Consider the following 14,433-nt stretch of genomic DNA (forward strand, 5'->3'; position numbering starts at 1 on the left):
GGAACTCGGCTGCTTGGGGTCGCTGGAAACCATGCAGGCCGGCAAGGAAGACGGCGTGGGCGCCGAGGGCAAGCTCACCAAGGAGATGCTCCTGACCGACCCGGATCAGGCCGCCGACTTCGTCAAGCGGACGAAAATCGACGCTTTGGCCATCGCCATCGGTACCAGCCACGGCGCCTACAAGTTCACCCGTCCCCCGACCGGCGAGATCTTGGCCATCGAGCGGATTAAGGAGATCCACGCCCGGATTCCCGACACCCACCTGGTGATGCACGGTTCTTCCTCGGTGCCTCAGGACTGGTTGGAGATCATCAACCGCTATGGCGGCGATATGGGCCAGACCTATGGTGTGCCGGTAGAAGAAGTCATCGAGGGGATCCGCCACGGGGTGCGCAAGGTCAACATCGACACCGACCTGCGCATGGCTGCGACCGGCGCGATGCGCCAATTTTTGGCGGAAAATCCTAAAGAGTTCGATCCGCGGAAAATCTTTACGGTAGCCACGAAGGCGATGAAGGAGATCTGCAAGGCTCGCTATGAGGCCTTTGGCTGTGCAGGTAAAGCGTCCAAAATCAAGCCGGTCCAGCTGGAGGAAATGGTCAAGCGCTATGCCAGTGGCGAATTGGACCCGAAAGTGCGCTAAAAGGGCCGCCTTGAAAAGCAAACGAGGGCGTCTTAAGACGCCCTTTTTGTTTGCTAGACTTTAAGGCAAGATCCTGGCGCTTTTTAGGGAGCCAAGCGAGTTGGATGAACAGGATTTGCGGCGCTTGATTCCTTTGCAGTGGTTGCCGCAGGAGAGTTTTCAGCGCTTGCGCGTGGGATGGACGGTCGAGGAGGCGGCGGTCGGTGCGGTTTTGTTTCAACGCGGCAGCGAGGACGCCGACTGGATCTACCTGCTCGAAGGGGAGGTGGGTCTGGAGGCCGATGGCATCGTCTTGGAGAGGATCGAGGGCGGGAGCGCCGCTGCCCGCTTTCCGCTCGCGCATCAGGTGCCGCGCAAGGTAACCGCCCGCGCCTTGACCAAGCTCAAGTATCTACGTATTGACCCAAGCCAATTGACGTTTATGCACGCCGATCAAAACGAAGTTTTTCCGTCCGCCGCGAGTGTCGAAGCCGGCCCCGACTGGATGAGCAAATTGTTCAAGTTACCGGTGTTCCAACGCCTTCCGGCGAGCAATCTGCATAAACTCGTCCAGCGCCTTAAGCCGATCGAGTTCAAAGGCGGGGATAAGGTCATCGCCCAAGGGGAACTCGGGGACTGCGTGTATATTTTGCGCGCCGGCAAGTGTCAGGTAACCCGCCGGCCGCGCCCCAACGCGCGCGAGATTCAACTGGCGCGGTTGGAGCCTGGAGATTTGTTCGGGGAGGATGCCGTGCTTTCGGGCCAACCCCGGGCGATGGATGTGAGCATGCTGACAGACGGGGTGGTGCTGCGTTTGGACAAGGAGGATTTTTTATCCTTAGTGGTCGAGCCGGTGTTGCGGGAATTGGATTTCGAATCGGCCGCACGCGAAATCGAGCAAGGGGCTAACTGGTTGGACGTGCGCGATCCCGAAAGCTTTCGGCGCTGTCGTCTTAAAGGCAGCCTCAATATTCCGTTTTTCTCTCTGCGAATGCAGTTAAGTAGCCTCCAGCGCCAGCGCAAGTATATTCTGGTCTGCGAGCGGGGCGAGCAAAGTCGGGCGGCTGCTTTCTTGCTGCTGCGCTTTGGCTTTGAGGCGGCGGTGTTGGCCGGTGGGCTAACTGAGGTGCCGGTCGCGTATCTGGTGGGGGAAGAGGTCCGGTTAGAGGCCGGGCCAGCGGAAGAGGAAATCCTCATAGAGGCGCCTGCCGATGGCCAGAGCGCTGCGCAGCCGGAAAGAATCCAAAGGGAAATCCGGGACCTTCCGGCAGAGCTTGAGGGTTTACGAGCGGAAAACCAGGCGCTGCGGCGCGAGCTGGATGCGGCGCAAGCCGCGCAGGAGGAAGCGGCGGCGCTCAGGCAGGAACTAATGAAGATGGATCAGGCAAAGCAGGCGCTGGAGGCGGAAGTCGCCGCGCAGCGCTTGAGGATCGAAGAGCTGGAGGAGGTGATTCGCCAATATTGCGAAGCGTTTCAAGCCGAAGGGGGCGTAGAGGCCATCCAAGCCTTGCGAACCGAATTGGAGATGGTCCGCGAGCAGGCCGATCAGGACGTGGCGGCCATGCGTCAGGAAGTGGAAGCGGCGCGCCGGGAGTGCAAGCGCCTTGAGCAGCTCCTCGCCGACCGGCAAGGGCCGTCGGACGCGGCTTGGCCCAAGGAACTGGTGGCGGTGGATCCGGATCAATTGCCGCTTTGCTTGCCAAAAGCGGAAACTACAACGGCTCCGGCGCAAAGTCGACTTGCCTCGGCGTTATGGTCGTTGGTTGGAATCCTGTTGAGCTTGGCTAGCCTAGGGATTGGACTGCAGACCGAAGCCGGTCGCCTTTGGCTGAGCGGCTTTTTGCAGGCGGAAGAAACGACGTGCGCCCAGGCAGCTTACCTGCCTAGGCGTTCTGAGAATTCGCAAAATCGTGCGCCAAAGACCGAGGAGCTGTTTGCTCCGTGACCGATTATTTGATCTTGGCTTCCTTGAAAATCACGTGCTTGCGCACCACCGGGTCGTATTTTTTAAATTCCAGCTTGTCCGGGGTGGTGCGCTTGTTTTTCGTGGTCGTGTAGTAATAGCCGGTACCGGCGGTAGAGACCAGTTTGATTTTTTCGCGCATGATCGTGCCCTCTTAGATTTTGACCCCACGCTGGCGGATCTCGGCCAGCACCGCATCGATGCCTTTTTTGTCGATGATGCGCATGCCTTGGCTAGAGACCCGAAGCTTCACCCAGCGGTTCTCGCTCTCAACCCAGAACTTGTGTTCGTGCAGGTTAGGCAGAAACCGCCGCTTGGTCTTGTTGTTGGCGTGGGAGACGTTGTTGCCCACGATGGGACGTTTGCCTGTAACTTGGCATACTCTTGCCATAATTGGACCCCCGATCTATCCAATAGATTTAAAACGCAGATTTTAACCGAAGCGCAACGTTCGCGCAAAAAAGGATGGTACTATTTACCGTTGTTGAGTTAACCCGATAAAAGCAAGCAGGCCGCCATGGTGCAAGCGAAAACCCCGATCGAACTCGGGGTCGTGATGGATCCGATCGCAACGATCAACATCCGCAAGGACAGCACCTTTGCGATGTTGCTGGAGGCTAAGGCGCGGGGCTGGGCGCTGTTTTACATGGAGATGAGCGATCTTTACCTGCGCGACGGGCGCACTTTTGCGCGCATGCGCCGCCTTACCGTGCAGCGCGACGAGCGCAGCTGGTATGCTTTCGAAGGCGAGTGCGAGCGCCCTTTGGACGAGCTGGATGTAATCCTGATGCGCAAGGACCCTCCTTTCGATCAGGAATACATCTACGTCACCTACCTGCTCGAGTGCGCGGCAAGCCGCGGGACCTTGGTAGTCAATCATCCGCGCGCCCTACGCGACGCCAACGAAAAGCTGTTCACCGCCTGGTTCCCGCACTGTTGCGCGCCCACCTTGGTCGCGCGCGACCCCATAAGGTTCAGGGAGTTTCTCCGCGAGCAGGGCGAGATCATCTTAAAACCCCTCGACAGCATGGGAGGGGCATCGATCTTCTATCTCCACCCCCAGGACCCCAACCTCAGCGTCATTTTGGAGACCATGACCCACAAGGGTCAACGGTTCGTGATGGCGCAAAAATACCTCCCTCAAATCGCCCAAGGCGACAAGCGCATCCTGCTGATCAACGGCCAGCCTGTGCCTTACGCCTTGGCTAGGATTCCGGCCGCCGGCGAGGTGCGCGGCAACTTGGCCGCCGGCGGGCGGGCCGAGGGGCGGGCGCTCAGCGAGCGCGACCTGTGGATCTGTTCCCAGGTGGGGCCGGAGCTGCGCCGACGGGGGTTGATTTTCGTCGGCATCGACGTGATCGGGGATTATCTTACTGAGATTAACGTCACCAGTCCCACCTGCATTCAGGAATTGGATAAACTGTTTGGGCTCAACATCAGCGCCCAATTGTTGAACGAAATCGAGGGCTTGCTCAAGCGATGAGGTTCGTGGGCAATTCGACCGATCGCCTGCTGGTGACCGGCCTGCTCGCCGGGGCCGTCCACGTGGGGATAATCTTCGGGGTGCGCGTGCCTCTGCCCGACCCGCCTAAGCTCGACCGCACCTTGGACATCGAGCTGATCGAAGCGCCCAAGGCCGACAAGCCGACCCAGGTGGACTACCGCGCGCAAGCCGACAGCTCTGGCAAGGCGGCGCGCCCGGCCAAACCCAAGCCTGTTCCCCCTAAACCTAAACCGGTGGCCGCTCCCCCTCAGCCCAAACCGCAGACCTTGGCGTCCTCTAAGCCGCTGACCCAGCCCCGCTCTATGGTGCGCTTGCCGGCAAAGCAGATGGAGGCACCCCATCTGGACCGCGAGCTTTTGGCGCGGCAGATCGCCGAGCTGGTCCCGACGCAAACCGCGTCTTTTAGTCCCAGCGCTCGGGTGGTGCCGATTCAGCAGATCAACGCCCACAAACACATCGCGGCAGCTTACGAACGCGCCTGGCAGGAGAAGGTCGAGCGGGTAGGCAATTTGAATTATCCCGAGGAAGCCCGACGGCAAAGGCTTTCTGGGGCAGTTCTGGCCAGCGTTTGGGTGAGCAAGGACGGTCAGGTGAAAAAAATCCAGATTCACCGTTCTTCGGGACAGCCCGTGTTAGACGAGGCAGTGCAGCGCATCGTGCGTCTGGCGGCGCCGTTTGCGCCGTTTCCGCTGGAATTGGCCAACCAGGCGGATGCGATCGTCATCACCCGCACTTGGAAATTCTACGACGAGGCCAGTCTAGCGATGGATCATTGACGGACTGAGCTAAGGCTATGACTCAGGATGTGACTTATTTGACCGGGCAATTTCTGATCGCCATGCCCACTTTGGCGGATCCAAATTTCGCCCATACCGTGACTTATTTGTGCCAGCACAGCGCCGAGGGGGCTTTAGGCATCGTCGTTTCCCGGCCTTTGGATATTCGGCTGGGCAGCATTCTGGAGTCGATGCAGATTCCGATCGGCGACCCGCGCGCCGCCGAAGTTCCGGTTTATCTCGGCGGTCCGGTGCAACCCGAGCGCGGCTTTGTCTTGCACAGCCCGGTGGGCAATTGGCTGGGAACCTTGGCGGTCGATGAAGACATCGGCCTGACTACCTCGCGCGACATTTTGGAAGCCATCGCCGCCGGGGAAGGGCCGGAAAGGTATCTGGTGGCGCTGGGTTATGCCGGCTGGGGCAAAGGGCAGTTGGAACAGGAGATCCTTGCGAACGCTTGGCTCAACGTGCCCGCCGATCGGGCGATTTTGTTCGATCTGCCGCCGGCTCAGCGTTGGAAGGCGGCGGCTTTACGCTTTGGAATCGATCTGGACTTGTTGTCGGCGCAGGTTGGGCATGGATAGATCGGCGACTTATTTGGGCTTTGATTACGGCACCTACAAGATCGGGGTGGCGGTTGGGCAGAAGATCACCGGCACCGCCACGCCTTTGGAGACCATCCGTTCGGAGAAGCGCAAGGTCCGTTTTGCCGCCATCGACCGCCTGGTGGAAACCTGGCGCCCGCAGGCGTTGATCGTCGGCATCGCCTGCCAGCCCGACGGTCGGGACAATCCGATCACGCCGCTGATGCGCAAGTTTTGTCGCCAGCTTGAGAGCCGCTACCTCCTGCCGGTGCATGCGGTGGACGAACACTTGACCAGCTTTGAGTCGCGCCGTTTGCTGTTCGACGAGGCCAACCTCAAAGGGCGCAAAGTTAGGGAGCTCAGCGATCAGGTGGCGGCCATGTTGATCTTGCAAACCTGGCTGAACCAGCAATGAAGACCGAAGCCATCGAATGGGACGTAGAGGCCTTGCTGGCGGCTTTGGAAGCCTGCCTGCGGCTGCAAATCCAAACCCGCCGGCTGAAAAATCCCTTGATCGTCGGCATCCATACCGGCGGGGTGTGGATCGCCGAGGATTTAAGCCGGCGGCTTGGAAACCCGCCTGAGGCCATCGGCCGCTTGAACATTTCCTTCTACCGCGATGATTTTTCCCGCATCGGCATGCATCCTGAAGTTCGCCCCAGTCAATTGCCCAGCACCGAAGATCGCGACGTGATCTTGATCGACGACGTGCTCTACACCGGGCGCACTATCCGCGCGGCGCTCGACGAGCTGTTCGATTACGGGCGGCCGCGCCAGGTCGTGTTGGGGGTGCTGATTGACCGCGGCGGCAGGGAGCTTCCCATTCAAGCCGATTGCGCAGGTGCCCGGATCGAGTTAGCGGAGGGCGTGCGGATCAAGCTCAAAGGTCCAAAACCCTTGCGCCTGGAATTGTCTTCTTGAGCTATGCCGGTGAGCGATCTGCAGCTCGACAGCCAAGGCCGCTTGCGCCATTTTCTGACGGTGGAGGGCCTAAGCCGCGAGTGGCTGCTTAAAATCATGGACACGGCCGAGTCCTTCGGCAGTGTCACCTACCAGAAGGTGAAGAAAGTTCCCTTGCTGCGCGGCAAGACCGTGGTCAACCTGTTCTTTGAGACCTCCACGCGCACCCGCACTACCTTTGAACTGGCCGCCAAGCGCCTGTCCGCCGACGTGCTCAACTTGAACGTCCAGGTTTCGGCGACCGCCAAAGGGGAAAGCCTGCTCGATACTATCCGCAACCTAGAGGCGATGTCTGTGGACATGTTCGTGGTGCGCCATCCCGACTCGGGGGCGGCGCACTTCATCGCCCGCCACGTGGCCCCGGAGGTATGCGTGATCAACGCCGGCGACGGCCGCCACGCCCATCCCACCCAGGCGCTTTTGGACGTTTTCACCATTCGCCGCCACAAGCCCGATTTCGCTTCGCTGAAAGTGGCGATCGTCGGCGATATCCTGCATTCGCGGGTGGCGCGCTCGCAGATCCACGCTTTGAAAACCTTAGGGGTGCCCGAGATCCGAGTGGTGGCGCCGCGCACGCTGCTGCCTAAGGCGGTGGAAAGCTTGGGGGTAGTCCCGTATTGCGAGCTGGAGGCCGGGATCGAAGGCGTGGATGTGATCCTCATGCTGCGCCTGCAGAAAGAGCGCATGCAAGGGGCGTTCATCCCGAGCGAGCACGAGTATTATCGGAGTTTTGGTCTGACTTCGGCGCGCCTTGCGCGCGCCAAACCCGATTGCCTGGTCATGCACCCCGGGCCGATCAACCGGGGCGTGGAGATCGCTTCGGAGGTGGCCGACGGGGTGCATTCGGTGATTCTAGAGCAGGTCAGCCACGGCATTGCCGTCCGCATGGCGGTCATGGCATTGGTCATGGGGAGGGCCGGATGAGGATTGCGATCGTAGGCGGTCAATGGTTGGATCCGCAGAGCGAGACTCTGACCGCGGGGGGGGTGTTTGTGGCCGAGGGCCAAATCGTGGCGGTTGGGGAGGCGCCGTTGGGCTTTCAGGCCGACGAGGTGCTGGATGCGAGCGGCGCCGTCGTCAGTCCCGGCTTTATCGATCTTTCGGCTTACTTACGCGAACCCGGGTACGAGCACAAGGCGACGATCGCGAGCGAGACCTTAGCTGCGGTCAAGGCGGGGGTGACTGTGCTTTGCTGTTCGCCCGAGACCGATCCGGTCATCGATACCCCGGCGGTGGTGGAGCTCATCCGCGAACGCGCGCTCGCTGCCGGCACGGCCAAAGTGCTCGCCATCGGCGCCTTAAGCCGCGGTTTGCAAGGAATCGCTTTGAGTGAAATGGGCGCGCTCAAGCGCGCCGGTTGCCCGGCGGTGAGCTCAGGCTACCGGCCTTTGGCCAATGCTCTGATCTGGCGGCGGGCGCTGGAATACGCCGGGACCTACGATCTTTGCGTCATCGTCCGGCCCCAAGATCCGCATCTTAGCGCCTTAGGCTGCGCGCACGAAGGGGAAGTCGCCACCCGCTTGGGACTGGCGGGCATTCCGGTCAGCGCCGAGACGCTGGTGGTGGCGCAAATCCTGGCTTTGGTGGAAGAATGCCGTACCCGGGTCCACTTCACCTGTTTGAGCACCGCGCGCGCGGCGGCCATGATCGCCGAGGCGCAGCGGGCGGGCTTGCCGGTGAGCGGCGACGTGGCGGCGCACCAGTTGCATCTGACCGAGAGCGCGCTGGAGGGCTTTGATCCTATGGCGCACGTCCTGCCTCCTTTGCGTTCCGCCGCCGATCGCGAGGGCCTGCGCCAAGCGGTGGCGGAGGGGACGATCGCGGCGATCTGCTCCGACCACCAGCCGCACGAGGAAGACGCCAAGCGCAACGTGTTTGCCGCCACCGAACCGGGAATCTCCGCGCTGGAAACCTTGTTGCCGCTGACCTTGAGGCTGGTGGAGGAGGGGGTATTGCCCTTGCCCGCCGCGATCGCCCGGCTGACTTTAGGGCCGGCAAGGATTTTGGGGTTGCCGGGCGGCCGCCTTGCCCCCGGGGCGCCGGCGGACCTGTGCGTATTTGATCCTAAAGCGCCGTGGACGGTGGCTGAGCGCACCTGGCTCAGCCGCGGCCGCAACACCCCGTTTTGGGGAAAGACGCTCAAAGGCCAGGTGCGCTATACCCTGGTCGAGGGGCGCGTGGTTTGGCGGGCTTAGTCGTCCTCCACCAGCCGCATTTGGTCTAAGCCCTGGTACTTGTCGGAGGCGTCGGCGCCGAGCTTGATCATCAGGCGCACCTCGTTGCGTGAATCGGCCGCGGCGAGGGCGTCTTCGTAGCTGATCTTGCCTTGTCGGTAAAGATCGTACAGGCATTGGTCGAAGGTCTGCATCCCGTGTTCGCGCGAGCGCTTCATCAGCTCTTTGAGCTGGTGAACCTCGCCTTTGCGGATCAAGTCCGCCGCGAGCGGAGTGTTGATCAGGATTTCCACCGCCGGATAGCGCCCTTGTCCGTCGATGCGGCGGATGAGTTGCTGGGCGATAATGGCTTTGAGGTTTAAGGACAAATCCATGAACAGCTGGCGGTGCATGTCCTCGGGGAAAAAGTGCAAAATCCGGTCGAGTGCCTGGTTGGCGTTGTTGGCGTGCAGGGTGGTCAGGCACAGATGGCCGGTTTCGGCGAAGGTGAGGGCGTGCTGCATAGTCTCGCGGGTTCGCACCTCGCCGATCAGGATCACGTCCGGGGCCTGGCGCAGGGTGTTTTTGAGCGCCACTTCGTAGGATTCGGTATCGGTTCCGACCTCGCGCTGGGTGACGATGCAGCCGGCGTGCTTGTGGGTGTACTCGATCGGGTCCTCGATGGTGATGATGTGGCCGGAGCTGTTGTGGTTGCGGTACTTGAGCATGGCCGCCAAAGAAGTCGATTTGCCGGTGCCGGTGGCGCCGACGAATAAGATGAGTCCCCGCTTGGTCATCGCCAGGTCTTTCAGGATGGGCGGCAGGTTCAGCTCTTCGATGTCGGGGATGTAATCCTGGATGCGGCGGATGACCATCGCCGGGGTGTTGCGCTGATAATAGGCGCTGACGCGGAACCTGGCCAGGTCCTTCAAGGCGATGGCGAAGTTGCACTCGCGCGCGTTCTCGAATTCATCCCGCTGGCGCGCGTTCATGGTGCTCAAGACCAGCTCCCTGGCTTGGGCGTCGCTTAAAGGACTGGCGCTCAACGGTTCCAGCTTGCCGTTGACTTTGAGGCTCGGGGGAAAGCCCGCGGTGACGAACAGGTCCGAGGCTTTCTTGTGGACCATCAGGGTGAGCAGGGATTCGACGTTCATAACGCGCTCCTAAAAGGCGGCTTTGTTGACCGCTTTGAGGCGGGCCGCCTGACGCGAGACGACGCCTTTTTCCACCAGCTCCATAAGGTGCTGGTCCAAGGTCTGCATCCCGTCCTTGCGCCCGGTCTGGATCGCCGAGTACATCTGCGCCACTTTGTTTTCGCGGATGAGGTTGCGGATCGCCGGAGTGCCGACCATGATCTCCCAGGCCGCGGTGCGCCCGCCGCCGACCTTTTTGAGCAAGGTCTGGGCGATCACCGCCTGCAGCGATTCCGACAGCATCGCGCGGACCATGTCTTTTTCCTCCGCCGGGAAGACGTCGATGATGCGGTCGATGGTCTTGGCCGCCGAAGTGGTGTGCAGGGTGCCGAACACCAAGTGTCCGGTCTCGGCGGCGGTCAGCGCCAGGCGAATGGTTTCCAGATCGCGCATTTCGCCCACCAGGATCACGTCCGGGTCCTCGCGCAGGGCCGAACGCAAAGCGGCGTTGAAACTTTGGGTGTCGCGGTGGACCTCGCGCTGGTTGATCAGGGATTTCTTGCTCTGGTGGACGAACTCGATCGGGTCCTCGATGGTCAAGATGTGCGAGTAATTGTTGGAGTTGATGTAATCGATCATCGCCGCGAGCGTGGTCGATTTCCCCGATCCTGTGGGACCGGTGACCAGGATCAGGCCGCGCGGTTTTTGCGTGAGCTCGCGGAAGATCGGCGGGCAGCCCAGCTCGTCCAGAGTCAAGACCTTGGAGGGGATGGTGCGGAAGACCGCTGCCGCGCCGCGATCCTGATGAAAGGCGTTGACGCGGAAGCGAGCAATTCCAGGAAGTTCAAAGGAGAAGTCGGTCTCCAGGAATTCCTCGTAGTCTCGGCGTTGCTTGTCGTTCATGATATCGTAAATCAGCGCGTGGACCTCCTTGTGCTCCAGGGGAGGGATATTGATCCGGCGGATGTCCCCGTCCACCCGGATCATCGGCGGCAGCCCCGCCGACAGGTGCAGGTCCGAGGCGTTGTTTTTGACGGCAAAGGCTAAAAGTTCAGCGATGTCCATGGTCGCTCCCGAGAGTTGTACGGCAATTTTAAAGTATAGAACAGCCCAAGGCAGCCTTTCGTCGCGGCTTGCCGCGCTCCGGCGGAGGATTCAGGAGGCCCTAAGGCAGGCTGGGCGCGCGGACGGCGTGACTTTAGTCGCGGTGGGCAAAACCCACCCGCCCGAAGTGTTGCTGCAAGCGTATCGGGCCGGGATCCGCCACTTCGGCGAGAATTACCTGCAGGAGGCGCTGGCCAAACAAAAGGCGCTTGCCCACTTGGACATCACCTGGCACTTTATCGGGCCGATCCAAGCCAACAAGACGCGCGCCATCGCTTCCTGCTTTCATTGGGTGCACAGCGTCGATCGGCTAAAAGTGGCCAGGCGCCTGAGCGAGCAGCGGCCAGACTTCCTGCCGCCATTGAACGTTTGCCTGCAGGTCAACATCAGCGGTGAGGCAAGCAAAGCCGGGATCCGGCCGGAAGAGGTGCGGGAATTGGCCGAAGCGGTCCTCGCTCTGCCGCGCCTTCGCCTGCGCGGGCTGATGGCGATTCCGGCGCCGGCCGAGGATTTTGCGGCCCAGCGCGCGCCGTTTCGGCGCTTGCGGGAATTGTTCGAGGCGTGTGCCGACCTGGGCCTTGATACTTTGTCGATGGGGATGTCGGCCGACCTGGAGGCGGCGATCGTGGAAGGGGCAACCCTGGTTCGAGTCGGTTCGGCGTTGTTTGGGCCGCGTTAAGCCGAAGTCAGACGGCGTTCTAAGGCGAGCTGCGGGCGATATTCCGGAACCAAGGTGCGCAGCAAGACCAAAAGTTGCTCTTCGTCGTGGGCTTGGCAAGCCTTGGCGATCTGATCGAGGAGCTTGGCGATGATCCTGGGATCGCAAGGGCGCGAATAGGCCAAAAGCAGCTTGCGGTGTCCGGTGGGAATCAAGTTTTCATCGGCGTAGAACAACTCCTCGTTGAGTTTTTCCCCGGGGCGCAGGCCCGTGTAGCGGATCTCGATGTCGATGCCGGGGCGTTTGCCGCTCAAGCGGATCATCTGTTCGGCCAAGTAACGGATTTTGATCGGCTCGCCCATGTCCAAGACGAAAATCTCCCCGCCTTTGCCGGCGGCGGCCGCCTGCATGATCAGCTGGCAGGCTTCGGGAATGGTCATAAAGTAGCGGCTGATTTCCGGGTGGGTGACGGTAATCGGGCCGCCTCTTCGGATTTGCTCGCGGAACAAGGGCACCACGCTGCCGGCCGAATCGAGGACGTTGCCGAACCGGACGGTGAGGAACCGTGTGGGGCCAACGCTGTCTAGGCTCTGGCAGATCATTTCCGCGGCCCGCTTGGTGGCGCCCATGACGTTGCAGGGATTGACCGCCTTGTCGGTGGAGATCAGGACGAATTCCTCCACTTCGGCTTCGATCGCCGCCTCGGCGACGATGCGGGTGCCTAGGCAGTTGTTGTGCACCGCCTCGCGCAGCTGGCTTTCCAAAAGCGGCACGTGCTTGTAGGCGGCGGCGTGGAACACGATCTGGGGACGGTGGGTCGTCATCGCTTGGCGGACCGAGGTGGAATCGGTGATGTTTCCCAGGATCGGGACGATGGAAAGGTTAGGAAAGCACTGCCGCAGATTGTTCTCGATCCGGAACAGGTTGTATTCGCACACCTCAAACAGGATCAGCCGTTCCACCGGCATGGAGGCCAGCTGCCGGCACAGTTCGGAGCCGATCGAGCCGCCTGCGCCGGTCACCATGACGGTTTTGCGGCACAAGTGGGTGTGGATGGCGTGCCAATCCAATTGGGCCGGCTCGCGCCCGAGCAGGTCTTCGATCGACACTTCTCTCAGGTCTATGCCGGCGGAGCGATAAAACAGGCTCTCCTTTAGCGAGGGCAAGGTCAAAAACGGAACCTCCGCCTGCTCGCAGTATTCGACGATGCGGCGCATTTGCCGGTCGGTGGCGGAAGGAATCGCGATGAGAACGACGTCGATGCGGTGCTTGGCCACCAGTTTGGGAATCTTGTGGCATCCTCCGGCGACCCGCAGGCCGCGGATCTCCCGCCCCTTTTTCTGGGGGTCGTCGTCCACCAGCACCACCGGCCGGTACTCGGGATTGGGGGACTTGAGCAATTCCCGCACCAACATCTCGCCGGCGCGGCCGGCGCCGACGATCAAAGCGCGCTTGCCGGTCAGCAGGGTCGTGACCTGGTCTTTCCACGCCCGGTAAAGCAACCTTGGGGTGCCGATGAGGATCGGCAGCAAAGTGGCGTAGAGGATGGGCACCGAGCGGGGAATCGATTCGAGGCGGTCGTAGAAAAACCCAAGGCAGGTGATCGAAGCGCTCCCCACCAACACCGCCTTGGCGATCTGGATGAGGTCGGGCAGCGAGGCAAAGCGCCAGAGGCTGCGGTACAGCCGAAAGTAATAAAAGCTTGCGCCCTGAATCGCTACCACCCAAGGCAAAAAGCGCACGCTTTGCCAGAATACTTCTTCAGGGAGCGGTTCGAGATTAAAGCGCAGCCAATAAGCCCCAAGCCACGCCCAGGGGATGAGAAAAAGATCGTGCAGCAATACCAAAAGCGGGGTGCGGAGTTTGGCGAGTGCGCCGTTCATAATACCCGTTGTTTATTTGCTACAGTCACCGCGGCAACGCCCTGCGGCCTAAAGGCTCAAGCCGGCTAAAGAGAAGTTGCAACCATTATGGCAAAACATTTGTTTCGCGGAAAGTTGTCTGCTAGGATTATTCTCCGGGTGGCTGTTGCTTTTGCGCAAAAAGCAAAAGCGGCCAAGGTTTAGGACGAACTGGCTATGGTTTAAGGGATGGTTGCAAACTCAACAACTCCAGTAGGGGAGGATGGCATGAAAACGCAAAAAATCAGCATGGTCTTAGCGGCTGCGTTGGCAGTTGCACCGCAGGTGCAAGCCAACGGTTGGGATCATCATAAAAAAGCGGTCGAGTCCAGCCGCATCGAAGAGCTGGAAGAGCAGCTCCGCGCGCTCAAGCAAGAACTCGCCGACCTGAAAGCCCACGAGCAGGCCCATCACCAGGAAATGACGGAGCTTGAGGATTGGAAAAAGCAGTTTGAACCCGTGCACGCGGGGCATGAAAGCCTGCTCTTCTTCCGCGGTGGGTACTCGCGCCTGACGGCCGATCGCGCTCGGGATGCGCTGCCTTCGGTAGGAAGCAACGAAGCTCACGGACAGAACGGCTTCTATATCGGGGCGGGGTTGGAGCACAACCTGAGCCACGACATCTTCGGCCTGACCGAAGGGACAGCGTTGGAAGGCACCGATCTGTTGGGTGAGATCGCCTTCGAATACAAGCGCTATGCCCAAGGTCACGGCTTGATCGGCGCGTTGGGGTTGAGCGAGCGCGGCAACAACGAGCGCTCTACGGTGACCCAATTTACCTTAACGGCGGCGCCTAAGATCAAATTCTTGCGCGGGAGCATCGTGCGCCCCTGGATCATTCCGGTGGGTTTTGGCCTACACGTCATCAGCCCGCCCTCCGACGGGGTGACCGTGCTCAACCCCGGAATGGTGTTTGGCGCCGGGGCAGACGTGAACTTGTGGAAAAACCTGTATGCGGGCATCGACTTCCGCTACCACGTGACGCCTGAGCGCAAAAGCGGCCTGAGCGGGGTCGAATCGACCGATACCGATCACTTGACCGCCGGCGGTTACATCGGCTTTGGCTTCTGAGCGT

At 60.8% G+C, this 14,433-nt stretch carries 16 protein-coding genes; 11 read left to right on the plus strand and 5 right to left on the minus strand.

What is annotated here, in order from left to right; translation table 11 throughout:
- Together ACYQ3M_RS10330 and ACYQ3M_RS10335 are read left to right on the plus strand one after the other, a co-directional pair.
- A partial coding sequence (locus ACYQ3M_RS10330) for a class II fructose-bisphosphate aldolase (protein ID WP_460036003.1) occupies positions 1–643 on the plus strand: 643 nt, incomplete at its 5' end.
- Between the two features lie 100 nt (positions 644–743).
- Positions 744–2,567: a cyclic nucleotide-binding domain-containing protein gene (locus ACYQ3M_RS10335; protein WP_460036004.1), complete on the plus strand. Its 1,824-nt coding sequence runs from the start codon at positions 744–746 to the stop codon at positions 2,565–2,567.
- 4 nt (positions 2,568–2,571) lie between these two features.
- On the opposite strand, the gene rpmG is transcribed toward ACYQ3M_RS10335, so the two are convergent.
- Together rpmG and rpmB are read right to left on the minus strand one after the other, a co-directional pair.
- Positions 2,572–2,727, minus strand: a complete 156-nt coding sequence (gene rpmG, locus ACYQ3M_RS10340) for a 50S ribosomal protein L33 (protein WP_460036005.1) — start codon at positions 2,725–2,727, stop codon at positions 2,572–2,574.
- Between the two features lie 12 nt (positions 2,728–2,739).
- Positions 2,740–2,976: a 50S ribosomal protein L28 gene (gene rpmB / locus ACYQ3M_RS10345; protein ID WP_460036006.1), complete on the minus strand. Its 237-nt coding sequence runs from the start codon at positions 2,974–2,976 to the stop codon at positions 2,740–2,742.
- 126 nt (positions 2,977–3,102) lie between these two features.
- Between rpmB and gshB the strand changes: the two genes are divergently transcribed.
- Genes gshB through ACYQ3M_RS10380 form a run of 7 tightly spaced genes read left to right on the plus strand, consistent with a single transcriptional unit; the run spans position 3,103 to position 8,604 of the window.
- Positions 3,103–4,068 carry a glutathione synthase gene (gene gshB, locus ACYQ3M_RS10350; RefSeq protein WP_460036007.1) on the plus strand — a complete coding sequence of 322 codons (966 nt, stop codon included), beginning with the start codon at positions 3,103–3,105 and terminating at the stop codon, positions 4,066–4,068.
- A 5-nt stretch (positions 4,069–4,073) separates the two neighbouring features.
- Complete coding sequence (locus ACYQ3M_RS10355) at positions 4,074–4,865, plus strand: energy transducer TonB (RefSeq protein ID WP_460036008.1); 792 nt, start codon at positions 4,074–4,076, stop codon at positions 4,863–4,865.
- 17 nt (positions 4,866–4,882) lie between these two features.
- Complete coding sequence (locus ACYQ3M_RS10360; protein ID WP_460036009.1) at positions 4,883–5,449, plus strand: YqgE/AlgH family protein; 567 nt, start codon at positions 4,883–4,885, stop codon at positions 5,447–5,449.
- A complete protein-coding gene (ruvX, locus tag ACYQ3M_RS10365; protein ID WP_460036010.1) occupies positions 5,442–5,864 on the plus strand; it encodes a Holliday junction resolvase RuvX in 423 nt (140 codons plus the stop codon). The genes ACYQ3M_RS10360 and ruvX overlap by 8 nt, the downstream gene beginning before the upstream one ends.
- Positions 5,861–6,370, plus strand: coding sequence for a bifunctional pyr operon transcriptional regulator/uracil phosphoribosyltransferase PyrR (pyrR, locus tag ACYQ3M_RS10370; protein WP_460036011.1), 510 nt, complete (start codon positions 5,861–5,863; stop codon positions 6,368–6,370). Before ruvX ends, pyrR begins: the two co-directional genes overlap by 4 nt.
- A gap of 9 nt (positions 6,371–6,379) precedes the next feature.
- On the plus strand, positions 6,380–7,333 hold the full coding sequence (locus ACYQ3M_RS10375) for an aspartate carbamoyltransferase catalytic subunit (RefSeq protein WP_460036012.1): 954 nt from the start codon (positions 6,380–6,382) through the stop codon (positions 7,331–7,333).
- On the plus strand, positions 7,330–8,604 hold the full coding sequence (locus ACYQ3M_RS10380) for a dihydroorotase (RefSeq protein WP_460036013.1): 1,275 nt from the start codon (positions 7,330–7,332) through the stop codon (positions 8,602–8,604). Before ACYQ3M_RS10375 ends, ACYQ3M_RS10380 begins: the two co-directional genes overlap by 4 nt.
- Here ACYQ3M_RS10380 and ACYQ3M_RS10385 read toward each other — a convergent pair.
- Entirely contained in the window at positions 8,601–9,716 is a 1,116-nt protein-coding gene (locus ACYQ3M_RS10385; RefSeq protein WP_460036014.1) for a PilT/PilU family type 4a pilus ATPase, read from the minus strand. The two genes, ACYQ3M_RS10380 and ACYQ3M_RS10385, sit on opposite strands and share 4 nt — an antisense overlap.
- A 9-nt stretch (positions 9,717–9,725) precedes the next feature.
- Positions 9,726–10,760 carry a type IV pilus twitching motility protein PilT gene (locus ACYQ3M_RS10390; protein WP_460036015.1) on the minus strand — a complete coding sequence of 345 codons (1,035 nt, stop codon included), beginning with the start codon at positions 10,758–10,760 and terminating at the stop codon, positions 9,726–9,728.
- Here ACYQ3M_RS10390 and ACYQ3M_RS10395 point away from each other — a divergent pair.
- Positions 10,759–11,478, plus strand: coding sequence for a YggS family pyridoxal phosphate-dependent enzyme (locus tag ACYQ3M_RS10395; protein ID WP_460036048.1), 720 nt, complete (start codon positions 10,759–10,761; stop codon positions 11,476–11,478). The two genes, ACYQ3M_RS10390 and ACYQ3M_RS10395, sit on opposite strands and share 2 nt — an antisense overlap.
- Here the strand turns inward: ACYQ3M_RS10395 and ACYQ3M_RS10400 are convergent.
- Positions 11,475–13,340 (minus strand): polysaccharide biosynthesis protein, encoded by a 1,866-nt coding sequence (locus tag ACYQ3M_RS10400; RefSeq protein WP_460036016.1) that lies wholly within the window; start codon positions 13,338–13,340, stop codon positions 11,475–11,477. The genes ACYQ3M_RS10395 and ACYQ3M_RS10400 overlap by 4 nt on opposite strands.
- Before the next feature lie 246 nt (positions 13,341–13,586).
- Here ACYQ3M_RS10400 and ACYQ3M_RS10405 point away from each other — a divergent pair, with 246 nt between their 5' ends.
- A complete protein-coding gene (locus ACYQ3M_RS10405) occupies positions 13,587–14,429 on the plus strand; it encodes a porin family protein (protein ID WP_460036017.1) in 843 nt (280 codons plus the stop codon).
- The last annotated feature ends 4 nt before the right edge of the window (positions 14,430–14,433 follow it).

The organism is Methylothermus subterraneus, assembly GCF_054656915.1.

Coding starts and splice junctions, on each gene's coding strand:
- rpmG (WP_460036005.1), bottom strand. CDS start 2,727: ATGCGCGAAAAAATCAAACTGGTCTCTACCGCCGGTACCGGCTATTAC.
- rpmB (WP_460036006.1), bottom strand. CDS start 2,976: ATGGCAAGAGTATGCCAAGTTACAGGCAAACGTCCCATCGTGGGCAAC.
- gshB (WP_460036007.1), top strand. CDS start 3,103: ATGGTGCAAGCGAAAACCCCGATCGAACTCGGGGTCGTGATGGATCCG.
- ACYQ3M_RS10360 (WP_460036009.1), top strand. CDS start 4,883: ATGACTCAGGATGTGACTTATTTGACCGGGCAATTTCTGATCGCCATG.
- ruvX (WP_460036010.1), top strand. CDS start 5,442: ATGGATAGATCGGCGACTTATTTGGGCTTTGATTACGGCACCTACAAG.
- pyrR (WP_460036011.1), top strand. CDS start 5,861: ATGAAGACCGAAGCCATCGAATGGGACGTAGAGGCCTTGCTGGCGGCT.
- ACYQ3M_RS10380 (WP_460036013.1), top strand. CDS start 7,330: ATGAGGATTGCGATCGTAGGCGGTCAATGGTTGGATCCGCAGAGCGAG.
- ACYQ3M_RS10385 (WP_460036014.1), bottom strand. CDS start 9,716: ATGAACGTCGAATCCCTGCTCACCCTGATGGTCCACAAGAAAGCCTCG.
- ACYQ3M_RS10395 (WP_460036048.1), top strand. CDS start 10,759: ATGGTCGCTCCCGAGAGTTGTACGGCAATTTTAAAGTATAGAACAGCC.
- ACYQ3M_RS10390 (WP_460036015.1), bottom strand. CDS start 10,760: ATGGACATCGCTGAACTTTTAGCCTTTGCCGTCAAAAACAACGCCTCG.
- ACYQ3M_RS10400 (WP_460036016.1), bottom strand. CDS start 13,340: ATGAACGGCGCACTCGCCAAACTCCGCACCCCGCTTTTGGTATTGCTG.
- ACYQ3M_RS10405 (WP_460036017.1), top strand. CDS start 13,587: ATGAAAACGCAAAAAATCAGCATGGTCTTAGCGGCTGCGTTGGCAGTT.